The organism is Aeromonas rivipollensis, from assembly GCF_010974825.1.
In the GTDB taxonomy this organism is placed as follows: Bacteria; Pseudomonadota; Gammaproteobacteria; order Enterobacterales; family Aeromonadaceae; genus Aeromonas; species Aeromonas rivipollensis.
This window is the reverse complement of sequence record NZ_JAAILA010000032.1, coordinates 1-22763: the sequence shown is the minus strand read 5'-3', so window position 1 is coordinate 22763 and position 22763 is coordinate 1. Positions and strand designations below refer to the sequence as shown.

The window sequence follows — 22763 nt, the reverse complement described above, 5'->3', positions numbered from 1 at the left end:
GTGGTTCAGGACCGGGCTGGTCACCATGCGGATTTTCAGTTGGAGAAAATGAATGCCGAGACGGTGATAGCGGTTTTGACACCCCTTGTCTCGCCAGATGCGGTGTTGTGTAGCGATGGCGCCGGGGTGTATGCCAGTTTCAGCAAAGCGCAGGGAGTGACCCATCAGGTCGTGCGCAATCGTCAAGGCGAGCGCGTGGTTGGCGCGTACCACATCCAGCATGTGAACGGGTACCACAGGCGTTTGAAAGAGTGGATGGAGCGGTTCCATGGGGTAGCGACCCACTATCTGAGGAATTATCTGGGTTGGCGAAGGATGCTGGAGCGCTATGGACGGGAAGTGACTATCCCACATTGCTTGCAGGAGGCGCTGGGGCGCCCCATGCAACACGTAATTGGGACATAGCCATAAAAAAGCCGGTGCAACTGCACCGGCCGAAAGGCGTTGGAAAACTTGAACTATCAGGGTATTACCAACACTTGCCGAGGCGGGCATCCAGGCTGAAGGCACCAGGACCGGCTGCCGCCAGGGCCAGGAAACCACCGGCCACCGAGAGGTTCTTCATGAACATCAGCATCTGCATCTGTTCGGCAGGCTGATAGTGGAAGATGAAGGCGGCCATCAGGGTGAAACCGGCCAGCAGCACGGAGAGGCTGCGGGTAAAGAGACCCAGCACTATGGCCAGACCGCCACCCAGCTCCAGCAGGATCACCAGGGGCAGCATGAACCCGGGCACGCCCATGGCTTCCATGTAACCCTGGGTACCGGCGTAACCGCCGATCTTGCCCCAGCCTGCCATCACGAACATCAGCGCCAGCAAAATACGACCCGCCAGCAGTGCCACATCTTTCATCTTGTCCATCGTCAGATTCCTTTGATTACCCATCTTGGTAATAACAGTGTAAGTGCTAATTGTTAACTCATTCATTTCGCCGAGATTTATCTATCAGGGCAGATCAAACAGCAGGGCTTCACTCCCCTCTGAGGCGGTGAGCGTCCAGGACGCCTCATCGCGACTGAGCAGGCCGTCGCCGGGTCGGGCAGCCAGACCGTTGCCAGTCAGCTCCCCTGAAATCATATGCAGGTAACCATGACGCCCTTGCAATGCCCATTCGAGGGTTTCCCCTTCGGCAAGCTGCAGTCGCCAGATGCGGGCCTGCTGGCGGATCCTGAAGGATCCCGCCTCCCCATCCGGTGACGCGACCAGCGTCAGCCCGGGCTGGGTGGCTATCTTCTTCTGCTGATAACCCGGGGTAGTGCCGACTTCGTTCGGCTCTATCCAGATCTGCAACAGGGAGAGGGGCTCGGTCTGCGAGGGGTTGTACTCGCTGTGCCGGATGCCGGACCCTGCGCTCATCAGCTGGAAATCCCCCGCCGGGATCTGCTCGGCATGACCGAGGCTGTCCCTGTGCTCTATGGTGCCGCTCAGCACGCAGGTGAGGATCTCCATGTTGGCATGAGGGTGGGTAGCGAAGCCGCCACCCGGCGACACCAGATCCTGGTTGATGACCCGCAGGACGGAGTGCCCCATCCAGTCCGGGTCATAGTAGTGACCGAACGAGAAGCTGTGGCGTGCATCCAGCCAGCCGAAGTTGGCATGACCCCGTTCAGCTGCGGCTCTCAATTTCATCATGGTGTGCTCCTCCAATACCTGTAAACGGTTGATTAACGCTGGCGACCGTCACCCAGACCGAACGGGATGCGGTAGTCGCTGCTTTGATCCCCCAGGCTCACCGTCAGGTTGCCCTGGGTGCGGCTCGGGATCTTGACCTGCTGGGTGCCCATCAGGCTGGCGTGAACCGATGCCAGCAGATCGCCAGACTCATCGCGCACCTCCAGCATGGGGTTGGCCTTGCCAGCCATGGCGGCAGTCGCGTTCCAGTTCACAAACAGCACGCCAGGAGCGGCATTGATGTCGCCCGGTACGGCAGCCTGGGCGAAACCTGCGGTCATCAGGCCTGCAACGGCCAGCATCTTGATTAGGTTTTTCATGTTCATTCACTCTCTTGGTTTTTATGTCATTGCCAAGGCCGTTTCGGCCCGAATCAATGCATCCATGCAAGAGGTTATTCAAATAGTGTGTTGTTCTTTCACCTACAGCAGACATCGTTCTGTGTGATGTCTCAGCCTGGAACTACCTTTTATTTGGCCGCCTGGCCTTCCTGCCTAAGCGTTGATTGAATATTAAAGTCACTTGCCCTAAGTTGTTAGCGAGATAATCTGGCAAACATGTTCAAAATAATTGAAGGTTAGATATGGCCAAGGAATCGAACAAGGAACGGGCGCTGACCCTGGAGGCGATCCGGGTGCTGGACGCCATAGACCGCCGTGGCAGCTTCGCGGCGGCCGCCGACGAGCTGGGCAAGGTGCCCTCGGCACTGAGCTACACGGTGCAGAAGCTGGAAGACGAGCTGGACGCCATGCTGTTTGATCGCAGTGGCCACAGAACCAAGTTCACCCCGGCCGGGCGCATGTTGTTGGAGCAGGGTCGTCTGCTGCTGGAGGCTGCCGAGCACCTGGTGGGGGAGACCCGGGCCCTGGCCCGGGGCTGGGAGACCGACATCACCATAGCCGTGGATGCCCTGGTGCCGCTGCAGGCGCTCTACCCCCTGGTGGAGCGGCTGGCCGAGCAGACGGATACCCGGCTGCGGCTGCGAGCCGAGGTGCTGGCGGGCAGTTGGGAGTGTCTGGAAGATGGCCGGGCGGATCTGCTCATCTCCTCCCTCAACCCCGATATCATGATGACGGGCATCAAGCATCAGCCCTTGCAGGAGGAGGTGATGCTCTATGTCGCCCACCCGGATCACCCCCTGCACCTGGAGCCCGAGCCCCTGGCGGACGAGACACTGCGCCGCTACCGCGCCATCGCCATCGCCGACACGGCGCGGCGCAAGCCCGCCCTCACCTATCGTCTGCTGGACAAGCAGCCGCGCCTGACCGTCAGCACCATGGGGGAGAAGCGCGATGCCCTGCTGGCGGGCATTGGCGTCGGCACCATGCCACTGAGCTGGATAGAAGAAGACATCAAGGCGGGACGCCTCAAGGTGATAGGCCCCGAGTATCGCCATCAGGTGCAGGTCGTGCTGGCTTGGCGGCGAGATACCATGGGCAAGGCCAAGAGCTGGCTGGTGCGGGAGATCCCCAAGCTGTTCCCCTGCAAGGGGGAATAGTCCCTCGGGAAGGCGGCGCAGGAGGTGCCAAAAAATGCGCCCCTTCCTTGACGGCGGGCTCAAATTCGGAGAAAAGAAAAAAAGCGGACCTCTTGCGAGTTCCGCTCAATGCCAGGAAAGAATAAAACCTTGCGGTTAAAAAAACCCTTAAATTGGAAGCAAACAATCGTTTTCTCAACCAGGAAGGTATTGAATCCGATTCGTGTTGGATTATGTGCGATGTAATATGCATCACCAGCAAAATGTTGAAAGGTTGAAGGATATGCACCATCGAGTGTCATTATCTGCCACCTTGCACCATGACTGGTCAGGCCATTTCAGCCGTTATCACCGGACGTATCTCCTCTGGTTTTTCTAGGTGTCAAAAATTGAGCCCGATACAGACAAATCTCTCATTTTCTGGCACGACTAAAAATGCAGATAAAGGAATAGTTGCATGACCTACAGCCAGACCCTGGCCAACCACATTCTCGACACCCTGAAGAAGACCCTGACCGACAAGGGGATCCGCTATCAGACCCTGGCAGAAGCCATGGGGGTCTCCATCGCTACCATAAAGCGGATGATGAACAAGCCCTCCCTGCCGTTCGACACCCTGCTGGAGATCTGCCACCTGGTGGGGCTCTCGTTCGAGGAGCTGCTGGACCGCACCCAGGACGCCCAGAGCCGCCGCGCCGTCTTCACCCAGGAGCAGGACGAGGCGTTTCACAAGGAGCCCGGCCTCTACGCCTTCCTCGCCAACATCTTCTGGCGCGACAAGACGCTGATCGATCTCAAGCGGGAATACGGCCTGACCGACGCCTCCTGCTACCTCTATCTGCGCAAGCTGGAGAAGCTCGGCATACTGCAGCTCGGTATAGACAACAGCTACCACTTCCTCATCAGCGAGCGGATCAGCTTCGAGCAACACAGCCGCTTCGCCCGCCAGCAGGCACGCCAGGCCATGTCGGTGCTGGGGGACTATCTGGTGGAGAACATGCACAAGTCCAACAACTACATGGCGCTCTGCCAGCTCCACCTGGACGAGAGCGAGGCCATGGCCCTCATCGATCGCATGAAGGAGTACTGGCATCAGGAGCTCAAGCTCAACCGCCCCGCCATAGGCCAGCGGGAGGGCAGCAAGACCTACACAATGTCGCTGCAACTGGCGGACTGCGGCTACCAGAGCTTCGACGACCTTATCCCCAATATCGACAACTGATCCCGGCGGATCCTGCGGGATCCGTCACGCTGGCTGTCTGCTACCTAATCCGCAAGCTGGACACGCTGCAGCTGGCCGACAATCGGCTGCAGCACCCTCGTATCGAGGCAGATGCGTATCGCATCCGGCCGCCAGTGCTCGATATCGCAATCCACCAGCCCGCCCCGTTCGTCGTAGTTGACCCGCACCAGCCTGAGCACCGCGCTCCCCTCCGCCAGATTGAGGGCACGGGCGATGGCGCCCCGCGCCGCCGAGGGGGTGATCTCGAGGCTGGCCCCGCCCTGGCCTATGCCATAGCGCTGCTGATAGAGCTCGGTGAGGGAGCTCGCCAGGGGCGCGCTGGCGATATCGGGAAAGCGGCTCGCCAGCAGGTGGTGGCTGACGTGGAGCACGGGGCGGCCGTCGATCAGTCGCTGGCGACGGATTTCATAAAGCGGGGTGAAGGGCGCCAGCCCCATCCAGCGGCACAGTTCGCTGCTGGCAAGCTCGCCGCCATGGGCCAGCACCCGGGTTTCGGCGGTGCGCTGCTGCTCGCCTATCCACTGGTGAAAGTGGGTGTGGATGGCGGGATCGTAGGTGAGGCGCGGCGGCGCCACGAACCAGCCGCGCCGCTCGGCCCGGTAGATAAGGCCGTCTGCTTCGAGGCTGGAGAGCGCCTCCTTGATGGTGATGCGGGTGGTGGCGAAGCGCTCGCTCAGGGCCCGCTCGGCGGGCAGCTGCTGCCCGGCCCCCAATTGGCCGCTGCCGATATAGCGGCGCAGGGTCTGGCAAATCTGCTCGCACTTGGAGGGGCTACGGCCATCGGCCAGCCCCTGTTCCCTCAATCGCTCTGTCACTGTCACGTCCCTGTCGGTCATTCCGGATTGCGCTCGACTGGAGTAGACCAGCGGCTGTCGGCCCCGAGTTGTAACCCCTGCTGATGACAGCGCCATGACAGGGCGATTGTCACGAAAACGCCATCAAAGCGCCCCGCCACCGTCATATTTCCCCTCTAGCATCCCTCTCGAACCTTAACTGACCTAGTCCAGAGGGATGGGATGATGAAAAGCGTGATCGCAAGTGCACTGGCCCTGGTGGCCATCAGTCAACCGCTGTTTGCCGCCGAAAATATCGCGGATCTCGAAAAGGCCGCCCGTGGCGAAGGCCAGCTTCACAGCATCGGCATGCCCGACAGCTGGGCCAACTGGAAGGATACCTGGCAGCAGCTCGGCAGCATCTACGGCATCAAGCATCAGGATACCGACATGAGCTCGGCGCAGGAGATCGCCAAGTTCGCCGCCGAGAAGGCCAATGCCACCGCCGATATCGGTGACGTGGGCGGCGCCTTCGGCCCGGTTGCGGTCAAGCAGGGGGTCACCCAGCCCTACAAACCCTCCACCTGGGCCGATATTCCCAACTGGGCCAAGGATGCGGACGGGCACTGGATGCTGGCCTATACCGGCACCATTGCCTTCCTGATCAACAAGGATCTGGTCAAGGCCGCCCCCACCAGCTGGCAATCCCTGCTGGGTGGCGACTACAAGGTGACCCTGGGTGACGTGGGCGTGGCCTCCCAGGCCAACAACGGCGTGCTGGCGGCGGCCTATGCCACTGGTGGCAGCGAGAAGAACCTCAAGCCTGCATTGGAGCTGTTCGGCCAGCTGGCCAAGCAGGGTCGCCTGTCACTGAACGACCCGACCATAGCCAACATCGAGAAGGGCGAAGTGGAAGTGGGTGTGCTGTGGGACTTCAACGCCCTGAACTACCGCGACCAGATCGACCCCAAGAAGTTTGATGTGGTGATCCCGAGCGACGGCTCCGTCATCGCCGGTTACACCACCATCATCAACAAGTGGGCCAAGAACCCCAACGCCGCCAAGCTGGCGCGGGAATACATCCTCTCCGATGCCGGTCAAATCAACCTGGCCCGTGGCTACGCCCGCCCCATCCGCAGCAATGTGACCCTGCCGGATGACGTGAAAGCCAAGCTGCTGCCGGCCGAGCAGTATGCCAATGCCAAGCCGGTGCAGGATCATGCAGCCTGGGAGCAGAGCTCCAAGGCCCTGCCGCGCCAGTGGCAAGAAACCGTCATGATCAACATGCAGTAAGGAAATCCAGTGCAACACAAGGTGATAGTGGTACTTGTGGATGGTCTGGCAGCCGAGGTAGCCCATTGTATGGGCTACCTTTTCGGCATGGTGGAGGCGGGGCGCGGCCTGCATACGACCCTGAGCTCTGCCCTGCCCTCCCTCTCCCGGCCCCTCTACGAGTGCATCCTGACCGGCGTGCCGCCGGTGGCGAGCGGCATCACCCACAACGGGGTGAGTCGCCTCAGTCTGCATGACTCCATCTTCCATCTGGCCCGCGCGGCAGGCAAAGGCACCGCAGCGGCGGCCTACTACTGGGTTAGCGAACTCTACAACCGCAGCCCCTGGCTGGCTGCCCGCGATCGCTTTACTCACGATGAGCTGTTGCCTATCCAGCACGGCTGCTTCTACTGGGATGACAACTACCCCGACAGCCATCTGCTGATGGATGGGGAGTGGCTCAGAACCCAACATGATCCCGACTTTCTGCTGATCCACCCCATGGGGGTGGACGATGCGGGCCACAAGTTTGGCCTCGATTCCCGCCAGTACCGTAACCAGGCGCGCCGCATGGACAGCCTGCTGGCCGATCTGCTGCCCCTGTGGCTGGCAGAGGGGTATCAGGTGGTGATCACCTCGGATCACGGTATGAACAATGACTTGAGCCACGGCGGCACCCTGCCGGAGGAGCGCACCGTGCCGCTCTGGCTCTTTGGCGATGCCTTCGTCGAGCACTGGCCGGATGGGGTGGTGATCGCCCAGACCCAGCTCTGCGCCCTGATGGCCGACCTGCTGGGGGTTCCCCACGACAAGCCGGTGGCTCCCCCGCTGCTCAAGGCGGCCTTTATGCGCGAGGTGCATTGATGATGCCTGCAACCACCGAGATCCTGCTGGATCAACCCGTGGCAACCCGGCGCCAGGCGCGCCGCCACTGGCTGCCGGCCCTGGTGCTGCTGCCCTTTGTCCTCTTGATGATACTGTTCCAGCTCGCCCCCATGGTGTGGGTGCTGGTGGGCAGTTTTCAGACCCCCGATGGCTGGGGCCTCGACTACTATCGGGAGATTTTGAGCTCCCCCTTCTACCTGCAGTCCTTCGGTAACTCGTTGCGTATCGCCGGTATCGCCAGTCTAGGGGGGCTTGCCATCGGCACGCTCGGGGCTGCGGCGCTGCGTCACAGCGGCGAGCGGGTCAAGCGGCTGCTGCTGGCCTTTGTCACCATGACAGGCAACTTCAGCGGAGTGCCGCTGGCGTTCGCCTTCATCATCATTCTCGGCATCAACGGCGCCGTTACCCTGTTGCTCAAATCCTGGGGATTGATCGACGGCTTCAACCTCTACTCGGGGTCGGGCCTTATCCTCATCTACACCTACTTCCAGATCCCCCTCGCGTTGCTGCTGCTCTATCCGGCCTTCGATGCGCTGCAGGATGAGTGGCCGCAAGCCGCCGCGCTGCTGGGAGCGAGCAAGGGCCAGTATGTGTGGCACGTGGCGCTGCCGGTGCTGACGCCTGCGCTGCTCGGCACCCTGATCATCCTGTTTGCCAACGCTGTGGGGGCCTATGCCTCCGCCTATGCCCTCACCACAGGCAATTTCAATCTGGTGACCATCAGGGTGGCCAGCCTGGTCTCCGGCGATATCTTCCTCGAGCCCAATATGGCGGCGGCGCTGGCGGTGATCCTGATGGTGCTGCTGGGGGTAGTGACGGCCGCCAACCAGTGGCTGCTGAAAAAGAGCTATGTGAACAGGGGGCAATCCCATGCATGATTTGCAACCGAGCTGGCCCAAGTGGGTGCTGGGGGCGCTGGTCGCCACCCTGCTGCTGCCGCTGCTGGCCACTTTTCTCTATTCGATCTCCACCCGCTGGGGGGCGACTCTGCTGCCGGACGGCTTCACCCTCGACTGGTATCTCAAGCTCTGGGGCGATCCGCGCTTCCTCGCGGCCTTTGGCCGCAGCCTGCTGGTCTGCTTCGCCACCCTGCTGCTGGGTACCCTGGTGCTGGTGCCCACCGTGCTGGTGGTGGCCTACTACTTCCCCAAGCTGGATCCCTGGATGAACCTGCTGATCCTGCTCCCCTTCGCGGTGCCGCCCGTGGTCTCCTCGGTGGGGCTGCTGCAGATCTACGCCGACGGCCCGCTGCCGATTATCGGCACGCCCTGGATACTGATCGGCACCTGGTTCACTGTGGTGCTCCCTTTTATGTACCGGGCGCTGGCCAACAGTCTGCAAGGGGTGCCGCTCAGGGATCTGATGGATGCCGCCCATCTGCTGGGGGCGAGCAGTCGGCGCGCCTTTCTGCTGGTGGTGATCCCTTGCCTGCGCAAGGGGCTGCTGGCGGCGCTGTTTCTCTCGCTCTCCTTCCTGCTCGGTGAGTTCGTGTTTGCCAACATGCTGGTGGGCACCCGCTACGAGACCCTGCAGGTCTACCTCTACAACATGCGCGCCACCTCGGGCCACTTCACCAGTGCACTGGTGATGAGCTACTTCCTGCTGACCCTGCTGCTCACCTGGGCGGCCAACAGATTTCATCGGTGATCCAATATGTTTCATTTAGAAGTCAATCAGTTGCACAAATCCTACGGCGACACTCCTGTGTTCGAGGGGATAGAATTCGGCATCCGCAAGGGGGAGCTGGTGACCCTGCTTGGCCCCTCCGGTTGCGGCAAGTCCACCCTGCTGCGGGCGCTGGCGGGGCTCACCCCGGTGGATGGCGGTCAGGTGCGGGTGGCCGGTGAGGACATCACCTGGCAGGCGCCCCAGAAGCGGGGCATCGGCATGGTGTTCCAGAGCTATGCCCTGTTCCCCAACATGACGGTGTGGGACAACGTCGCCTTCGGCCTCAAGATGAAACCCCAGCCGGGACGGGAGCTGGCGGCCAGCGTGAAAGAGGCGCTGGAGTTGGTGGAGCTGACCGGCTTCGAGCGCCGCTATCCGGGGGAGCTCTCCGGCGGTCAGCGCCAGCGGGTGGCACTGGCGCGCGCTTTGGTGGTACGGCCAAGGATCCTCTTGCTGGACGAGCCGCTCTCGGCGCTGGATGCCCGCATCCGCCGCAGCCTGCGCCAGCAGATCCGCGAGATCCAGCAGCGCCTCGAGCTCACCACCATCTTCGTCACCCACGATCAGGAGGAGGCGCTCACCCTGTCAGATCGGATCTTCCTGATGAACAAGGGAGCCATAGTGCAGAGCGGCACGCCGGAGCAGATCTACACCCGCCCCGCCAGCGAGTTTGTGGCGGGCTTTATCGGCAACTACAACCTGCTCGGCGCAGAGCAGGGCAAGTCGCTGTTCGGCCCCCGTTTTCAGGGCAAGCTGGCGCTGCGGCCGGAGTCCATCACCCTGCTGCCCGCAGGGGCGACCAGCAGCGAGCCCAGCCTGCCCGGCATCGTTCGCCAGCAACAGCTGCTCGGCAACGTGATCCGTTATCAGGTGGAGTGCGAGGCGGGGCTGTTGACGGTGGATTGCCTCAACCGCTCGGCTGGCGATCTGCTGGCTGTGGGGAGCACCGTGACCCTGGCGGTGGCCCGGGATCAGCTGTGTGAGGTAGCATGACGCCTAGTTTCATTTTCGTTGTTACCGCAAGGAGCCCTCATGGCACTGGCACTGTTTGATCTGGACGAGACCCTGATTGCCGGGGATTCCGCCAGCCTCTGGCTGGAGTACATGGTGGCCGAAGAGCTGGCCCCGGCGGGCATGGTGGCCGAGGAGCAGGGGATGATGTCCCTCTACCATCAGGGCAAGATGGACATGCATCAATACATGGCCTTCACCCTGCAGCCGCTGGTGGGCAAGTCGCGCCAATGGCTCGACTCGCTCTGTAGCCGTTTTGCCGAGCAGGTGCTGCGCGAGCGCCTCTACCCCGAGGGGTTGGCGCGCATCGAGTGGCATAGGGAGCGGGGCGACGAGCTGGTGCTCATCTCCGCCTCCGGCGAGCATCTGGTGGCTCCCATGGCAAAGATGCTGGGGATGGATCACTGCGTCGCCATACTGCTCGACGAGGAAGAGGGGATGCTGACCGGCCAGACCCGCGGCACCCTGAGTTTTCGCGAAGGCAAGGTGACCCGCATCAACCAGCTGTTTGCCGGACGGGACAACCTCTGGCAGGGGAGCTTTGGTTACAGCGACTCCCACAACGATCTGCCCATGCTGAGGGCGGTGACTCATCCCCACGGGGTCAATCCGGCCCCTGCGCTGCGCCAGTGCGCCTCGGAGCTGGGCTGGCCCCTGTGGGAGTGGCACTTGCTCCCTTGAGCCGCTGAATGAAGAAGAGGCCCTCAGGCCTCTTCTTTGCTCAGCACCCCATCGTCTGCCGGCGGCACCTCGTGCTGCGCCAAGGGGGCGACTCCCCCCAGATAGATGCGGTTCTTGCCATCCCGCTTGGCGCGATAGACCTCGGCATCGACGATGTCGAGCAGCCCCTTGGCATCCAGACCGGGGACGCTCGCCACCAGGCCGCCGCTGAAGGTGATCCCAAGGCCGGGTTCACGCCAGTCCAGGGATGCGACCCCTATCCTGTACTGCTCCAGCAGCATCTGGCAGAAGTGGATGTCAGGGTTGGCCAGCAACACCACCAGCTCCTCGCCCCCGTAGCGGCAGACCCAGCCGTGATCCTCCAGCAGCTGGTTGCCCAGCTTGGCCACCCGCTTGAGCACCACATCCCCGGTCTGGTGACCATAGTTGTCGTTGACCAGCTTGAAGCCATCCAGATCGATCATGGCCAGACAGAAGGCGTGCTGTTCCAGCAGCAGCCGGTTCAGGCGTTCGTCGAAGAAGCGGCGGTTGTAGAGTCCGGTCAACTTGTCCAGGTTAGCGTGCTGGCGCGCCTCGTGGTAATCCTTGCTCACCTCCGCCAGCTCGGCATAGACGTGCCTGAGTTCGTGCATTCCCCCCTGGGGTACCCCATCGGGTGGCATCCTGCTGGCGCGGATCATGGTGGAGATCTCGTCCAGCATCCGCCTGAAGTAACGGGACCAGACCAGGGCCAGCAGCGCATAGAGCACGCTGGCCAGCACCACAACCCCGAGCACGTTGAGGGAGGCCCGCGCCACCACGGCCTGGATGCTCGACGCCGGCAGCACGCTGATCAGCACCCAGTTGCGCTCGGGCAGGCGGCTGTAGGCCACAAACTGCCGGGAATCCTGATCCAGGAAGATGCCATCCTCCTGGCTGAAGCGGGAGAGCCAGCTCGGGTGGGCCATGGGCTTGAGCAGTTGGGACGGGTCAGGGTGGGCCAGCACCTTGCCGGACTGATTGACGATCATCTGGTAACCGTCGTCCAGGTGCCGGTTCAGCTGGGCGGAGAAGGGGGCCAGCACCGCATCCACCGCGAACACCCCGCGCACCTTGCCCTCCTTGTCGGTGATGGCCCGCGCGAGCGCGATGACCAGGTTGCCGTTGGTGTAGTCGTAATAGGGCTCGGTCCAGACCATCTTGCCCAGATGCTGGCTGGCCAGCTGATACCAGGGACGCGTCCTGGGATCGAAGCCCGCATCCGCCTGCCATTCGGGGTAGATCAGCATCTGGCGCTCGGCGTTGCCGACATAGATGTAGATGAGATCTGCCATGACCCCCTTGTAGAGGCGCCACTCCTTGAGGTAGGACTCGGCATTGTTCAGTCGGGGGCCGCTGATGTCGTCCACCTTCACCTGGTCGTAGATGAGGGTGAACTGGCGTTCCATTTCGTGCAGATAGGGTTCGATGAAGACATGACGCAACTGGTGGTTGGTGGCGAGCAGGCGTTGCTGCAACTCTTGTTGCAGGCTGCGCTCCATGTGCAGGTAATAGATACCCCCAAGCATCAGCACCGGGATGAACAACAGCAACAGGCCCAGACGCATCCGGGCAACCAGGGACCAGGTCTTTTTGGAGACTGCTCGTTTATCCAACCCTGACTCCTGCTATCCCCCGACGTCGTGTAGTGTCAGAATATCAGCCCCGCTCTATGGCGTCCAAAGGGAAGCTTGCCATGTGGCCAACGAGAAGGAACTGGCTCGGATGTTGAACCCGGAACTGCTGACAGCGCTCCATTATTGCGCCGTGATCACCCTGACCGGCGCCATCACCTCGGAGTACTTTCTGTTCCGGCGCGGCATGTCCATCGAACAGGTACGCAAGCTGCTGCTGGCGGACAGCCTGGCGGCGCTGGCGCTGCTGTTCATCTTCATCACAGGCGTGCTCATGGTGCTCGCCCACCCGCTGCAACCGGCGGCCCTGCTGGCCAATCCCGGCTATCGCACCAAGCTGCTGCTGTTCTTCGCCATGGCCCTCAGCTTCGGCTACCCCAGCCGACTGTTCCATCACTGGCGCCGCTCCCTGCGTCAGGGACGCGCCCCCATAGTCTCCATCCAGCAGCAGTTCTGGGTGATCTGGATCCTCAGGGGCAACCTGCTGATGCTCGCCCTGCTGCCCCTGCTCGCCAGGCTGGCAAGCGGCTGGTAGCGTCCCCGGGCTGGCCCCCATCTGATTGCAAATCACCGGCGACAACCCCCCCCGCAGACAGGTATCGTACTGACAGGGGCCCGAGTGCCCCTGTCACTGCTCTCTCAGGGATGAATCCGTATGCGTTCAAACATGATGTTATTGATGGCCGCCGCCATCTGGGGGTTGGGCTTCGTCGCCCAACGCCTGGGGATGGATCACATGGGGCCCTTCACCTTCAACGGCCTGCGCTTCCTGCTCGGTGCCGCCTCCCTGCTACCCCTGCTGTGGTGGCTCAAGTCGCGCCAGCCCAGGCCGCAAGCCGGATCACCCGCGGGCGATCGCCGCCTGCTGCTGGTCGGGGGCCTGATCGCCGGGGGCGTGCTGTTCAGCGCCGCCTCCCTGCAACAGGTGGGACTGCTCTACACCACGGCCGCCAAGGCGGGCTTCATCACGGGTCTCTACATCATACTGGTGCCCGTCATCGGCCTGGCCCTGCGCCACAAGACAGGGGCCAACACCTGGATTGGTGCCCTCATCGCCATGGCCGGGCTCTACTACCTCAGCGTGACCGAGGAGTTCACCATAGGCTACGGTGATCTGCTGCAGGTGATCGGCGCCCTGTTCTGGGCCATTCACCTGCTGGTGCTGGATCACTACTCGAACCGGGTCGCCCCTATCCGCCTGGCGGGTGTGCAGTTCGTGGTGTGCGGCCTGCTCAGTCTTGGCACAGCCTTTGTCATCGAAACCCCGACCCTCGGCGGTGCCGTGGCGGGCTGGCAGGCCCTGCTCTACGCGGGGCTGGTCTCGGTCGGCATCGGCTACACCCTGCAGGTGGTCGGTCAGCGCGGTGCCCATCCGGCCCACGCCGCCATCATCTTGAGCCTGGAGACAGTATTCGCCGCCATCGGCGGTGTGCTGCTGCTGGGGGAGCATCTGGACGAGCGGGCCATAGTGGGTTGTGCCCTGATGCTGGCGGGCATGCTGATCTCCCAGATCCGCCTGCGCTGGTGGTGGAAGTCCCGCCGGGACAAGGTGCCCAGCCAGCCCTGATGTAGGCATGGCAGCATCCCCCCCCAATAAAACGAGGCGCCTCTGGGCGCCTCGTTTTATTGTCACTTGTGGCCACATGCCTAACGCACGCTGGAGCAGAAGCTGACATCGTCCTGCAGGGGATCGTTGCTCACGCTGTGATAGAGCTCGAAACAGGGGCCGCTGCCAAACTCCAGCCCGGCGGACACTATGTCGCCTATGTGCTCCTGCCAGCGCGGCCCGTACTGGTTGCGATCCGTGATGAGGTAGCGGGACTGGGCGTAGCGCCCGGCGGGGATGAGCTGGGTTTCCACCTCCCCCGTCCCCTGGGTCCCCACCGGCACTGTGACGCCTATGTCGGTGCGACACTGGGCCGGCGGCGTCACTTGCGGGTTGTCATGGTAGATGAAGATCCACTCCCCCTGCTCCAGAGCGCGGGGCGCGGCCCACTGGTGCAGGCGGTTGCAGACGGCGTCATAGCCTTCGCCATAGGGGCCTGTGACCCGGATATAGGCCAGGGTGCGGGCATCCATCTCGACGGTTTTCATGGTGTTGCTCCTTGCTGATGAGTGGCCTTCAGCATAAGGGAGGGGATCATCCCATGCGTGTCCATCCTTGCGCTCATGGTGTCCGTTCTTGCCCTTGTCACGGCGAAACTCCCCCGGGGTGCAGCCATAGTGACGGCGAAACGCCTTGGCAAAGGCCTGGGAGCTGCCGAGCCCCGCCCCCAGGGCGATGGCGGTGACGCTGGCATCCGTGTAGCAGAGCTGCCAGGCCGCCCGCTGCATCCGCAGCCGCCGGCACATCTCCCCCGGCGCCTCCCCCACCACGGCGGTGAACACCCGATGGAAGTGATAGAGGGAGAGGCAGGCGCGGCTCGCCAGCTCCTCGATGGAGAGATCCGGCTCCTGCTCCAGCGCCCGCAGCACGGGGGTCAGGCGCTCGCGATAGTCGATCATGACAGACGGACCCGCCCCATATGCAGGGCATCGACGAAGCGCCCTTCACGAAACCCATAGGCGGGTGAGCAACCTTCCTGCTCGAAGCCGAACTTGCGGTAGAGCGCGATAGCGGCCGCGTTGTCGCTGTAGACCGTCAGCTCGAGCCGCTGCAGGTTGAGCCAGTTGTCCGCCAGATCCACCGCCGCCCCCAGCAGGGCCGAGCCCACCCCGCGCCCGGCCCAGTCATCCCGTACCCCCATGCCGATGCCAGCCACATGGCGACGACGTGGATTCGGCTCGAGCCAGAGCCCCAGATCGCCGACCAGCAGCTCATCCACTATGGCCACCAGGCCGTAGCCGCTACGCTCGGCCAACCGTTTCTGCCACATGGCCAGGGTCGGATAGGGCATCTGCAGGGTGCCTGCCTGAGCCTTTGGCATGGCATAGAGATCCCGCAGCCCCTGGGCATCCCCGGCCTCCGCCTGACGAATCCTGATCTCAACCATCCCCTCTCCTCCCTGATGCGTGAACGTCCGTCCAAAATAGCGCCCTTTGTGTCCGTAGCCAACTCCATTAGGGCCACCTATCAAACACTTAGAACTGACCGATTGGCCCCGCTCGCGCCCCTTGCCGTATCGTGCCTCCATCATCACAAGGAGATGCCCCATGACTGACAAGACCCTGCACAGCGCCAACGGTGCCCCCGTCATCGACAACAACAACAGCCTCACCGCCGGCCCCCGCGGCCCGGTGCTGATGCAAGACATCTGGTTGATGGAAAAACTCGCCCACTTCGACCGCGAGCGTATTCCCGAGCGAGTGGTTCACGCTAAAGGCTCCGGCGCCTACGGCACCTTTACCCTGACCCACGACATCAGAGCGTTCAGCAAGGCCGACCTGTTCAACACAGTCGGCAAGCAGACCCCTGTCTTCCTGCGCTTCTCCACAGTGGCCGGTGAGAAGGGCGCCGCCGATGCCGAGCGGGACGTGCGCGGCTTCGCCCTCAAGTTCTATACCGAGCAGGGCAACTGGGATCTGGTGGGTAACAACACCCCCGTCTTCTTCATTCGCGATCCCCTGAAATTCCCCGACTTCATCCACACCCAGAAGCGGGATCCGCGCACCAACCTGCGCAGCGCCACCGCCGCCTGGGACTTCTGGTCCCGCCACCCGGAATCCCTGCATCAGGTCACCATACTGTTCAGCGATCGCGGCATCCCCAGGAGCCTGCGGGAGATGAACGGCTACGGCAGCCATACCTTCAGCTTTATCAACGATGCCAATGAGCGCTTCTGGGTCAAGTTCCACTTCAAGACAGAGCAGGGCCACAGCTTCTACACCGATGAAGAGGCGGCCAATGTCGTCGGCCAGGATAGAGAGACCAGCCAGGCCGATCTGTTCAACGCCATAGAGCGGGGCGACTTCCCGCGCTGGAAGGTCTATGTGCAGGTGATGCCGGAAGCCGAGGCCCAGACCTACAAAATCCACCCGTTCGACCTCACCAAGGTGTGGCCGCACAGCGACTACCCGCTGATCCCGCTGGGCGTGCTTGAGCTTAACCAGAACCCGGACAACTACTTCGCCCATGTGGAGCAGGCGGCCTTCACCCCGGCCAATGTGGTGCCCGGTATCGGCTTCTCGCCGGATCGCATGCTGCAAGGGCGACTATTCTCCTACGGTGACACCCAGCGCTATCGCCTCGGCGTCAACCACGGCCTGCTGCCGGTCAACGCCCCGCGCTGCCCCTTCCACCACGGCGCCCATCGTGATGGCGCCATGCGGGGGGACAGCAATGGCGGCGCCAGCCCCAACTACCAGCCGAACCGCTTCGGCACCCAGCAGCCGAGCGAGCAACACGAACCGGCCCTGAGTCTGGAAGGGGCCGCCCTGCACTACAACTTCCGCGACTATGATGACGACTACTACAGCCAGCCGGGGGATCTGTTCCGCATCATGGACGAGGGGCAGCGTGCTCGCCTCGCCGCCAACCTGGCGCGCTCTCTCATCAATGTGGAGGATGACGCCATAGTCGCGGCCCAGCTCAAGCACTTCGAGCAGGCCGATCCCGAGTACGCCAAGCGGGTCGAGCTGGCACTGGCCGCCTTGCAGCGCTAAGCCGCAGATCTGAAAAAGCAAAACGGGGGCCTGATGGCCCCCGTTGTCATGATGCTGACGGTGATGAATGAAAAACGGAGCCCGAGGCTCCGTTTTTCAATGCGGTATCAATCCCGGACGCAGCGCCCTCGCGCTCTTCCCGCTCCCTTGCCAACAAGCGTTGGTACCGCCCGTTACGGCAACCAAGCTGTGCATTGGCAGAACGGCACCATTATCCACCTGCGGTAATAAACCTGCCTGCGGTAATGAACCAGTGGTAATGAATAGGAAACGGAGCCCGAGGCTCCGTTTTTCAATGCAGTATCAATCCCGGACGCAGCGCCCTCGCGCTCTTCCCGCTCCCTTGCCAACAAGCGTTGGTACCGCCCGTTACGGCAACCAAGCTGTGCATTGGAAGAGCGACACCATTATTCACCCGTGGTGATGAATAAGAAACGGAGCTCGAGGCTCCGTTTTTCAATGCAGTATCAATCCCGAACGGAACGCGCTTCGCGCTCTTCCCGCTCCCTTGCCAACAAGCGTTTGTACCACCAGCTACTGCGACGACGTTGTGCATTGGAAGAGCGACGAGCCATTTCTTAGGTTCCAGCCAAGAGAAGAAAGGAGCTGCATTATGCGACAGGGATCACGGCCGTGTCTGTAGCTGGATCAAGAAAAGGCTCACTGACCCACCCTGATCGTCTCCCTGTTGACCGCCCCTTCATCGACCGGCTCGTAGATGGCGGGTTCGCGCCAGGCCAGGGGCCCGTTGCTCTCCTGCTCGTTTTGCGGGCCGCACTCCAGCCAGAGATCCCCCTGCTGGATGCGAGATCCGAGGGAATATTTCTGATCCTGATACCAGCAGACCCGCTCGGGCAGTGAGCCCAGGGGCAACACCAGATCCGTGCCCACCGAGTGGCTGAGGGTGTTCGACGCCGGGGCCGCCTGGACGGGGAGCAGGCCGCCGAGGGCAAACAGACAAAACGCGGTTCGGATCATGAGTGACACCTGTGACAACGAGAGAGTGATCCCCTAAAGCGACCACCAGCGTCGCCGACTTGACCAATAAGTGTCGGCTCATCTGGCATTCCGGAAGCAATATGATAGCCTGCCAGCGCCCGCCGCTCCCCATGTGTGAAGAGCCGGGCCAGTTCGGGTCATGCTGTCGGGAAAAGACAGTATATAACCTTATTAATCAAATAATTACTTGGATATGTTGTCGATGCGTATCATGCCGTTGCTCAAGGCCGCCTGCCTGAGTCTGATGTTGTCCGCCTGCGTGGCCCCCTTGCTGATGATGAGCCCCACCAGCCAGCTGATGTGGGCCCTGCTCAAACCCCTGGTCGGTTTCGATCCGAACGAGGCCAACCTGTTCGAGCAGCCGCTGATCAAGGACAGGATGACCGCCATGCTGGGGCCCAACTACGACAGCACCATGCAGCTGCTCAAGACGGCCAACGAGTTGCAGCAGGAGGGGCCGCTGTTTTATGTGGTTTCCCGCTACGCCCCTGTGCCGGATGTGGCCAAACAGGCCGGCATGGTGTGGAACGCCGACACCAACCAGCTCTCCGTCATGTTGCAGAAGGGAGACGGCGCGACTCAGGTCTTCGGCGAGAATCTGACGGCGGCGACCCCGACCTGGCCGAGCGCCATGCAGGAGTGGCAGGCCGGCAACCCGACCGCCACCGCCCTCACCGACGCCGGCAAGGTGATGACGGGAACCAGCGGTTCCCTGCTTGGCAATGTGATGGGCAACCTGCAACAGAGTGCGACCCAGGCCCTGGCCGACTCCACCAGCCAGGTGATCGGCAGTGCCACTGCCCAGGCGCAGCAGCAGGCCAGCAAGGCGGTGAGCGACTCGGCCACCCAGGCGGTCGGCAGCGTCACTGCCTCGGCACAGCAACAAGCCAGCAAGGCCGTCAGCGATTCGGCCAAACAAGTGGTCGGCAGCGCCACTGCCTCGGCACAGCAGCAGGCCAGCAAGGCCGTCAGCGATTCAGCCAAACAGGCGGTCGGCAGCGTCACCACCAAGGCGCAGCAGCAAGCGAGCAAGGCCGTGAGTGACTCAGCCACCCAGAAGGTGAGCGATGCCACCGATCTTCTGCGGCAAGCCAACCAGGCCGTGAGCCACTCCGCCCAGCAGGCGGTCAGCGATACCGCCACGCAGGCTGCAGCCAGTGCGCAGCAACAGGCGGGCAAGGCGGTCAACGACACCGCCAAGCAGGCCGTAGCCAGTGCGCAGCAACAGGCGGGCAAAGCCGTCAGCGACACCGCCAAGCAGGCCGCAGCCAGCGCGCAGCAACAGGCGAGCAAAGCCGTCAGCGACACCGCCAAGCAGGCCGCAGCCAGCGCGCAGCAACAGGTGAGCAAGGTGATAAGCGGAGCGACCGGCACCGTGCAGGCGCAGGCCGACAAGGTGGAAACCCAGGGGATGAAGCAGAGCGATCAGGCCAGGGCGGATGCCGAAGCCGAGCTGGAGAAGCTGCTCAACTAAGAGGGCTAACCCGTTCACCATGCAAACAGGCCATCCTAGGATGGCCTGTCGTTTATCTGCGAATGGGCAGGGGAGCCTTACAGGTGGCGGTCCTGCTCGGTGGGCTTGGCCACCTTGTCTTCGCTGTGCTCGATGGCGGTGCGAATGAGGTCGACGCCGGCCCGGATGATCAGCACCCCCATGTTGACCAGCTTGACGCAGACCCACATGAAGGTGATGAGCAGGATCAGCTTGAGCACCGTCTGGAAGGCTTCCAGGAAGTTCTGCTCCAGCTGGCTGGTGAGGCCATTGGCACTGGTCATCAGCCAGGTGTAGACCTCGCGCACGAACGGAATGCGGCTCGGCATCTCCAACACGTCCAGTGCGGCAGGCAAGGCCTGGAAGATGACGATGCTGCCAAACAGTATCAGGATGACGCCGATGGCAATCCCCAGGAAGAAACCGAACTGTCGCATGAAAGGCCCCAAGATGTGTTGAATGAGAAGAACAATAGCCGCCAATACTAGGGACTGCCCGGGCCGACGGCAATCCTTGCGCCCCAGATTGGGCCGACATGCCCCCTGCCGGCGCCGGCCATCCACCGGAAGTCATTGCCCAAGTATCTGATTTCTGTGACCCTTGTCCCCATCTATTCCCTTAGTCGCGCCATCATGCTCAGACCCGCTCTTTTACTGCTTCTGCTGCTCGGCTCCCTGTCATCTTCCCTGCTCGCCGCCGAGGCGCCCCCCGGGGCGGCCGCCTGCGTGATCCGCCATCAGCAGGATCTGTTGCTGGTCCAGGACAGGATCTCCGATCGCTACAGCCTGAGTGGCGGCTACATAGACGGGGGCGAGACGCCCGCCCAGGCGGCCCTGCGGGAGCTGTTCGAGGAGACGGGGCTCCATGGCCGGATCACCGGGGAGCTGGGGCGCTGGCAGCGCGCCACCGTATTCGCCTGCCAGACGCTGACCCCCATCAGGGTCCAGCGCGGCTCGGGTTTTGTCTCCCTGCTCCAGGCCCCCAACCTAGGCGGCGAGATCCTCAATGCCAGGCTGATCGAGGCCGCCCGCCTGCCCCATGATCAGCGTCGCTTCCCGACGCAACTCGACTGGATCACTCCCAGGCTGGCCCAGGTCCCCGAGAGCGAGGTGCAGTGGGTGCGGGACTTCAGCCCCGAAGGCAGCGCCCTGCACAGGGCCGAACTGCCGCTGATCCAGCGTCTGCAGCAGTGGCTGGGGCCAAACGCAAGCTGGCTCGAGGTCGGCAACCTGCTGGGATCGGCGGCCTTCCAGCTGGCCCTGCTCCCCTTCTTGCTCCCCTTGCTGGGCTGGTCAAGGCTGCGCAACCTGCTGTTTGCCATGGTGCTGCTCACCCTCTTGGTGCAGCTGCTCAAGGAGGGGATAGCCTGGCCCAGGCCCTTCCACCTCGACCCCATGCTGGCGCAACGGAGCGCCCAGGGCTTTGGCATGCCGAGCGGCCACACCGCCTCGACCCTGCTGTTCTGGGGCCTGCTGCTCGGCGCCCTGCCCACCCTCAAAGCCTGGCAGGGCATGGGGCTGGCCCTGCTGCTGGCGGCCCTGGCCGGGCTGGCCCGCGTCTGGCTCGGCGTGCACTTTATCTCGGACGTGGCAGCCGGCCTGGGTCTCGGTGCCCTGCTGCTGGCGCTGCGCTCCCCCCTGGCGGCACTGGCGCAGCGCCAAGCCCCCTGGGTGCTATTGTTGCTGGCCAGCGCCCTGGCGGGCTGGCTGACCCAATCCAGCGCCCTGGCAGGGCTCGCCATGTTCACCCTGGGGCTGGTATCGGGTAATCTGCTACAACTCGAACGACACCCAGCTCCCGCCCTCCATGCCATACTGCTGGCCCTGGCGGGCGGCCTGCTCATCGCAGGGGCGCTGTTCGTGCTCCCTCTGCTGACCGACAGCTCGCTGCTGATCCTGGCGGGAAAAGGGTTACTCTATGGCTGCCTGGGGCTCTGGCTGAGTGCCGCGCTCTGGTGGCTGCTCTCTTTTATCCATACTGGCGCCGGATCACGACGCCCCACCCCTCGTTAAAGGGAACGCAATGCATATGAAAAAAGTGGATTTGGCCAAGATCACCCTGGGCCTGCTGTTTCTCAGCCTGCTCATCATCTCGTGCTTCATGGTGCTGCGCCCCTTCCTGCCCGCCCTGGTCTGGGCCACCATGATCACCATAGCCACCTGGCCGCTGATGCAGATGGCCCAGCGCCTGCTGTGGGGCAAGCGCGCCCTGGCGGCCCTGCTGATGAGCTGCATTCTGCTGCTGATGTTCGTCATCCCCCTGTTCATGGCGCTGGCCAACGTGGCGGAGAAGGCCCCCATGCTGATCGAGCTGGGCACCCGCATCAGCCACTCCCCGCCCCCCGCGCTGCTCTGGCTGCAACAGGTGCCTCTGGTCGGCGACAAGCTGTTTGAGTTCTGGCAGCAGATACTGGCGAGCGGCGGCCAGGTGCTGTTCACCAAGCTGGCCCCCTATTTCGGCCAGACAGCCCGCTGGCTCGCCTCCCAGGCGGGCAACCTCGGCCTGCTGTTCGTCCACTTCCTGCTGACGGTGGCCATCTGCGGCCTGCTCTATCACTCTGGGGAAAAAGCCGCCGACGGCATTCGCCGCTTCGCCCACCGCCTGGCGGGCCAGCGTGGTGACAACGCCGTCGTGCTCGCCTCCCAGGCCATCCGCGCCGTCGCCATGGGGGTGGTGGTGACCGCCCTGGTACAATCCTCTGTGGCCGGGATAGGCCTGCTGATTGCCGGCATTCCCTACGTCATGATCCTGGTGGTGCTGATGTTCCTGCTGATCGTCGCCCAGATAGGCCCCTTCCCGGTGCTGCTGGCCAGCGTGGGTTACCTCTACTGGAGCGGGGATACTACCTGGGGCACCTTCCTGCTGGTCTGGTCCCTGCTGGCGGGCACCATGGACAACTTCCTGCGCCCCTTCCTCATCAAGCGCGGCGCAGATCTGCCGCTCATCCTGATCCTGGTCGGCGTCATCGGCGGCCTGCTGGCGCTCGGCATCATAGGGCTCTTTATCGGCCCAGTGGTGCTGGCGGTGGGTTACACCCTGCTGGATGCCTGGATCAAGGAGGGTGACCACCAGCCAGAGGGGGCTGCCGTCGCCGCAACGCCCAAGGCTGAGTGAAGGTTCAGCAATAAATAACAGATACAAAAGAGCCGCCCGATGGGCGGCTTTTTTGCTTACTATGTCCCGTCCTGACTATGGCTTACACCTTTCTCCCATATCAATTGAGAATCCGAAGGGACTAGGCATGAACCGAACCAAGCGCGATACCTCCCTGACTTTTAAACTGGAGCTGATCGAGCAGATTGAAAAAGGCGAGCTCATTAACAAACAGTCTCAGAC

The 22763-nt window shown here is 62.7% G+C and carries 23 protein-coding genes and 1 pseudogene; 15 read left to right on the top strand and 9 right to left on the bottom strand.

All coding sequences use genetic code 11. The annotated features are described in order from the left end of the window. A pseudogene (locus tag G4923_RS18415) lies at positions 1-405 on the top strand (IS1595-like element ISAeme10 family transposase); the annotation flags it as partial. 64 nt (positions 406-469) lie between these two features. Here G4923_RS18415 and G4923_RS18410 read toward each other — a convergent pair. The 3 genes from G4923_RS18410 to G4923_RS18400 are packed head-to-tail and all read right to left on the bottom strand — an operon-like array spanning position 470 to position 1998. Next, the gene (locus G4923_RS18410; protein ID WP_289980842.1) at positions 470-928 is read right to left on the bottom strand and encodes a DoxX family protein; all 459 of its coding nucleotides are present in this window, start codon (positions 926-928) and stop codon (positions 470-472) included. A gap of 18 nt (positions 929-946) precedes the next feature. Further along, a complete protein-coding gene (locus G4923_RS18405) occupies positions 947-1633 on the bottom strand; it encodes a pirin family protein (protein WP_025328577.1) in 687 nt (228 codons plus the stop codon). 32 nt (positions 1634-1665) lie between these two features. Beyond that, positions 1666-1998 carry a hypothetical protein gene (locus G4923_RS18400; RefSeq protein WP_163137926.1) on the bottom strand — a complete coding sequence of 111 codons (333 nt, stop codon included), beginning with the start codon at positions 1996-1998 and terminating at the stop codon, positions 1666-1668. A 257-nt stretch (positions 1999-2255) separates the two neighbouring features. Between G4923_RS18400 and G4923_RS18395 the strand changes: the two genes are divergently transcribed. Together G4923_RS18395 and G4923_RS18390 are read left to right on the top strand one after the other, a co-directional pair. Then, positions 2256-3170, top strand: a complete 915-nt coding sequence (locus tag G4923_RS18395; protein ID WP_139744813.1) for a LysR family transcriptional regulator — start codon at positions 2256-2258, stop codon at positions 3168-3170. A gap of 436 nt (positions 3171-3606) precedes the next feature. Beyond that, a complete protein-coding gene (locus G4923_RS18390; RefSeq protein WP_025328580.1) occupies positions 3607-4371 on the top strand; it encodes a helix-turn-helix domain-containing protein in 765 nt (254 codons plus the stop codon). Between the two features lie 44 nt (positions 4372-4415). Here the strand turns inward: G4923_RS18390 and G4923_RS18385 are convergent, their stop codons facing one another. Next, complete coding sequence (locus G4923_RS18385) at positions 4416-5228, bottom strand: UTRA domain-containing protein (protein ID WP_163137925.1); 813 nt, start codon at positions 5226-5228, stop codon at positions 4416-4418. Between the two features lie 183 nt (positions 5229-5411). Here G4923_RS18385 and G4923_RS18380 point away from each other — a divergent pair, with 183 nt between their 5' ends. From G4923_RS18380 to G4923_RS18355, 6 genes are read left to right on the top strand one after another with little or no spacing between them, the layout of a single operon-like run. Continuing rightward, on the top strand, positions 5412-6458 hold the full coding sequence (locus tag G4923_RS18380) for an ABC transporter substrate-binding protein (RefSeq protein ID WP_047440511.1): 1047 nt from the start codon (positions 5412-5414) through the stop codon (positions 6456-6458). A 9-nt stretch (positions 6459-6467) separates the two neighbouring features. Further along, positions 6468-7301, top strand: a complete 834-nt coding sequence (locus G4923_RS18375; RefSeq protein ID WP_163137924.1) for an alkaline phosphatase family protein — start codon at positions 6468-6470, stop codon at positions 7299-7301. Further along, on the top strand, positions 7301-8200 hold the full coding sequence (locus G4923_RS18370; RefSeq protein WP_163137923.1) for an ABC transporter permease: 900 nt from the start codon (positions 7301-7303) through the stop codon (positions 8198-8200). Before G4923_RS18375 ends, G4923_RS18370 begins: the two co-directional genes overlap by 1 nt. Beyond that, positions 8193-8969: an ABC transporter permease gene (locus G4923_RS18365; RefSeq protein ID WP_163137922.1), complete on the top strand. Its 777-nt coding sequence runs from the start codon at positions 8193-8195 to the stop codon at positions 8967-8969. The genes G4923_RS18370 and G4923_RS18365 overlap by 8 nt, the downstream gene beginning before the upstream one ends. A 6-nt stretch (positions 8970-8975) precedes the next feature. After that, the gene (locus tag G4923_RS18360) at positions 8976-9983 is read left to right on the top strand and encodes an ABC transporter ATP-binding protein (protein ID WP_163137921.1); all 1008 of its coding nucleotides are present in this window, start codon (positions 8976-8978) and stop codon (positions 9981-9983) included. A 39-nt stretch (positions 9984-10022) separates the two neighbouring features. Next, positions 10023-10682, top strand: a complete 660-nt coding sequence (locus G4923_RS18355; RefSeq protein ID WP_163137920.1) for an HAD family hydrolase — start codon at positions 10023-10025, stop codon at positions 10680-10682. Positions 10683-10705: 23 nt separating this feature from the next. On the opposite strand, the gene G4923_RS18350 is transcribed toward G4923_RS18355, so the two are convergent. Further along, complete coding sequence (locus tag G4923_RS18350; RefSeq protein WP_163137919.1) at positions 10706-12316, bottom strand: sensor domain-containing diguanylate cyclase; 1611 nt, start codon at positions 12314-12316, stop codon at positions 10706-10708. Between the two features lie 109 nt (positions 12317-12425). Here G4923_RS18350 and G4923_RS18345 point away from each other — a divergent pair, with 109 nt between their 5' ends. Continuing rightward, positions 12426-12869 (top strand): DUF2214 family protein, encoded by a 444-nt coding sequence (locus G4923_RS18345; protein ID WP_163137918.1) that lies wholly within the window; start codon positions 12426-12428, stop codon positions 12867-12869. Positions 12870-12989: 120 nt separating this feature from the next. Next, complete coding sequence (locus G4923_RS18340; protein WP_025328590.1) at positions 12990-13901, top strand: DMT family transporter; 912 nt, start codon at positions 12990-12992, stop codon at positions 13899-13901. Between the two features lie 80 nt (positions 13902-13981). Here G4923_RS18340 and G4923_RS18335 read toward each other — a convergent pair whose 3' ends face one another. Continuing rightward, positions 13982-14839, bottom strand: coding sequence for an AraC family transcriptional regulator (locus tag G4923_RS18335; RefSeq protein ID WP_163137917.1), 858 nt, complete (start codon positions 14837-14839; stop codon positions 13982-13984). After that, positions 14836-15327, bottom strand: coding sequence for a GNAT family N-acetyltransferase (locus tag G4923_RS18330; protein ID WP_163137916.1), 492 nt, complete (start codon positions 15325-15327; stop codon positions 14836-14838). Before G4923_RS18330 ends, G4923_RS18335 begins: the two co-directional genes overlap by 4 nt. Before the next feature lie 160 nt (positions 15328-15487). On the opposite strand from G4923_RS18330, the gene G4923_RS18325 reads away from it, so the two are divergent. Continuing rightward, entirely contained in the window at positions 15488-16936 is a 1449-nt protein-coding gene (locus G4923_RS18325) for a catalase (protein ID WP_163137915.1), read from the top strand. A 660-nt stretch (positions 16937-17596) separates the two neighbouring features. Here G4923_RS18325 and G4923_RS18320 read toward each other — a convergent pair. Beyond that, positions 17597-17914: a YnjH family protein gene (locus G4923_RS18320; protein WP_163137914.1), complete on the bottom strand. Its 318-nt coding sequence runs from the start codon at positions 17912-17914 to the stop codon at positions 17597-17599. 223 nt (positions 17915-18137) lie between these two features. Here G4923_RS18320 and G4923_RS18315 point away from each other — a divergent pair, with 223 nt between their 5' ends. After that, a complete protein-coding gene (locus G4923_RS18315; protein WP_163137913.1) occupies positions 18138-19409 on the top strand; it encodes a hypothetical protein in 1272 nt (423 codons plus the stop codon). Between the two features lie 77 nt (positions 19410-19486). On the opposite strand, the gene G4923_RS18310 is transcribed toward G4923_RS18315, so the two are convergent. After that, entirely contained in the window at positions 19487-19864 is a 378-nt protein-coding gene (locus G4923_RS18310) for a hypothetical protein (protein WP_106885584.1), read from the bottom strand. Between the two features lie 195 nt (positions 19865-20059). Between G4923_RS18310 and G4923_RS18305 the strand changes: the two genes are divergently transcribed. Then, complete coding sequence (locus G4923_RS18305; RefSeq protein ID WP_163137927.1) at positions 20060-21439, top strand: bifunctional NUDIX hydrolase/phosphatase PAP2 family protein; 1380 nt, start codon at positions 20060-20062, stop codon at positions 21437-21439. A 10-nt stretch (positions 21440-21449) separates the two neighbouring features. After that, positions 21450-22541, top strand: coding sequence for an AI-2E family transporter YdiK (gene ydiK, locus G4923_RS18300; protein ID WP_162627300.1), 1092 nt, complete (start codon positions 21450-21452; stop codon positions 22539-22541). Positions 22542-22763: the final 222 nt, after the last annotated feature.

Excerpts from the sequence above, each read along its gene's own strand:
- G4923_RS18315 (WP_163137913.1), top strand. The coding sequence starts at position 18,138 with ATGCGTATCATGCCGTTGCTCAAGGCCGCCTGCCTGAGTCTGATGTTG.
- G4923_RS18360 (WP_163137921.1), top strand. The coding sequence starts at position 8,976 with ATGTTTCATTTAGAAGTCAATCAGTTGCACAAATCCTACGGCGACACT.
- G4923_RS18370 (WP_163137923.1), top strand. The coding sequence starts at position 7,301 with ATGATGCCTGCAACCACCGAGATCCTGCTGGATCAACCCGTGGCAACC.
- G4923_RS18305 (WP_163137927.1), top strand. The coding sequence starts at position 20,060 with ATGCTCAGACCCGCTCTTTTACTGCTTCTGCTGCTCGGCTCCCTGTCA.
- G4923_RS18310 (WP_106885584.1), bottom strand. The coding sequence starts at position 19,864 with ATGCGACAGTTCGGTTTCTTCCTGGGGATTGCCATCGGCGTCATCCTG.
- G4923_RS18385 (WP_163137925.1), bottom strand. The coding sequence starts at position 5,228 with ATGACCGACAGGGACGTGACAGTGACAGAGCGATTGAGGGAACAGGGG.
- G4923_RS18405 (WP_025328577.1), bottom strand. The coding sequence starts at position 1,633 with ATGATGAAATTGAGAGCCGCAGCTGAACGGGGTCATGCCAACTTCGGC.
- G4923_RS18390 (WP_025328580.1), top strand. The coding sequence starts at position 3,607 with ATGACCTACAGCCAGACCCTGGCCAACCACATTCTCGACACCCTGAAG.
- G4923_RS18395 (WP_139744813.1), top strand. The coding sequence starts at position 2,256 with ATGGCCAAGGAATCGAACAAGGAACGGGCGCTGACCCTGGAGGCGATC.
- G4923_RS18400 (WP_163137926.1), bottom strand. The coding sequence starts at position 1,998 with ATGAACATGAAAAACCTAATCAAGATGCTGGCCGTTGCAGGCCTGATG.
- G4923_RS18320 (WP_163137914.1), bottom strand. The coding sequence starts at position 17,914 with ATGATCCGAACCGCGTTTTGTCTGTTTGCCCTCGGCGGCCTGCTCCCC.
- G4923_RS18335 (WP_163137917.1), bottom strand. The coding sequence starts at position 14,839 with ATGATCGACTATCGCGAGCGCCTGACCCCCGTGCTGCGGGCGCTGGAG.
- G4923_RS18410 (WP_289980842.1), bottom strand. The coding sequence starts at position 928 with ATGAATGAGTTAACAATTAGCACTTACACTGTTATTACCAAGATGGGT.
- ydiK (WP_162627300.1), top strand. The coding sequence starts at position 21,450 with ATGCATATGAAAAAAGTGGATTTGGCCAAGATCACCCTGGGCCTGCTG.
- G4923_RS18340 (WP_025328590.1), top strand. The coding sequence starts at position 12,990 with ATGCGTTCAAACATGATGTTATTGATGGCCGCCGCCATCTGGGGGTTG.
- G4923_RS18325 (WP_163137915.1), top strand. The coding sequence starts at position 15,488 with ATGACTGACAAGACCCTGCACAGCGCCAACGGTGCCCCCGTCATCGAC.
- G4923_RS18365 (WP_163137922.1), top strand. The coding sequence starts at position 8,193 with ATGCATGATTTGCAACCGAGCTGGCCCAAGTGGGTGCTGGGGGCGCTG.
- G4923_RS18345 (WP_163137918.1), top strand. The coding sequence starts at position 12,426 with ATGTTGAACCCGGAACTGCTGACAGCGCTCCATTATTGCGCCGTGATC.
- G4923_RS18355 (WP_163137920.1), top strand. The coding sequence starts at position 10,023 with ATGGCACTGGCACTGTTTGATCTGGACGAGACCCTGATTGCCGGGGAT.
- G4923_RS18380 (WP_047440511.1), top strand. The coding sequence starts at position 5,412 with ATGAAAAGCGTGATCGCAAGTGCACTGGCCCTGGTGGCCATCAGTCAA.
- G4923_RS18330 (WP_163137916.1), bottom strand. The coding sequence starts at position 15,327 with ATGGTTGAGATCAGGATTCGTCAGGCGGAGGCCGGGGATGCCCAGGGG.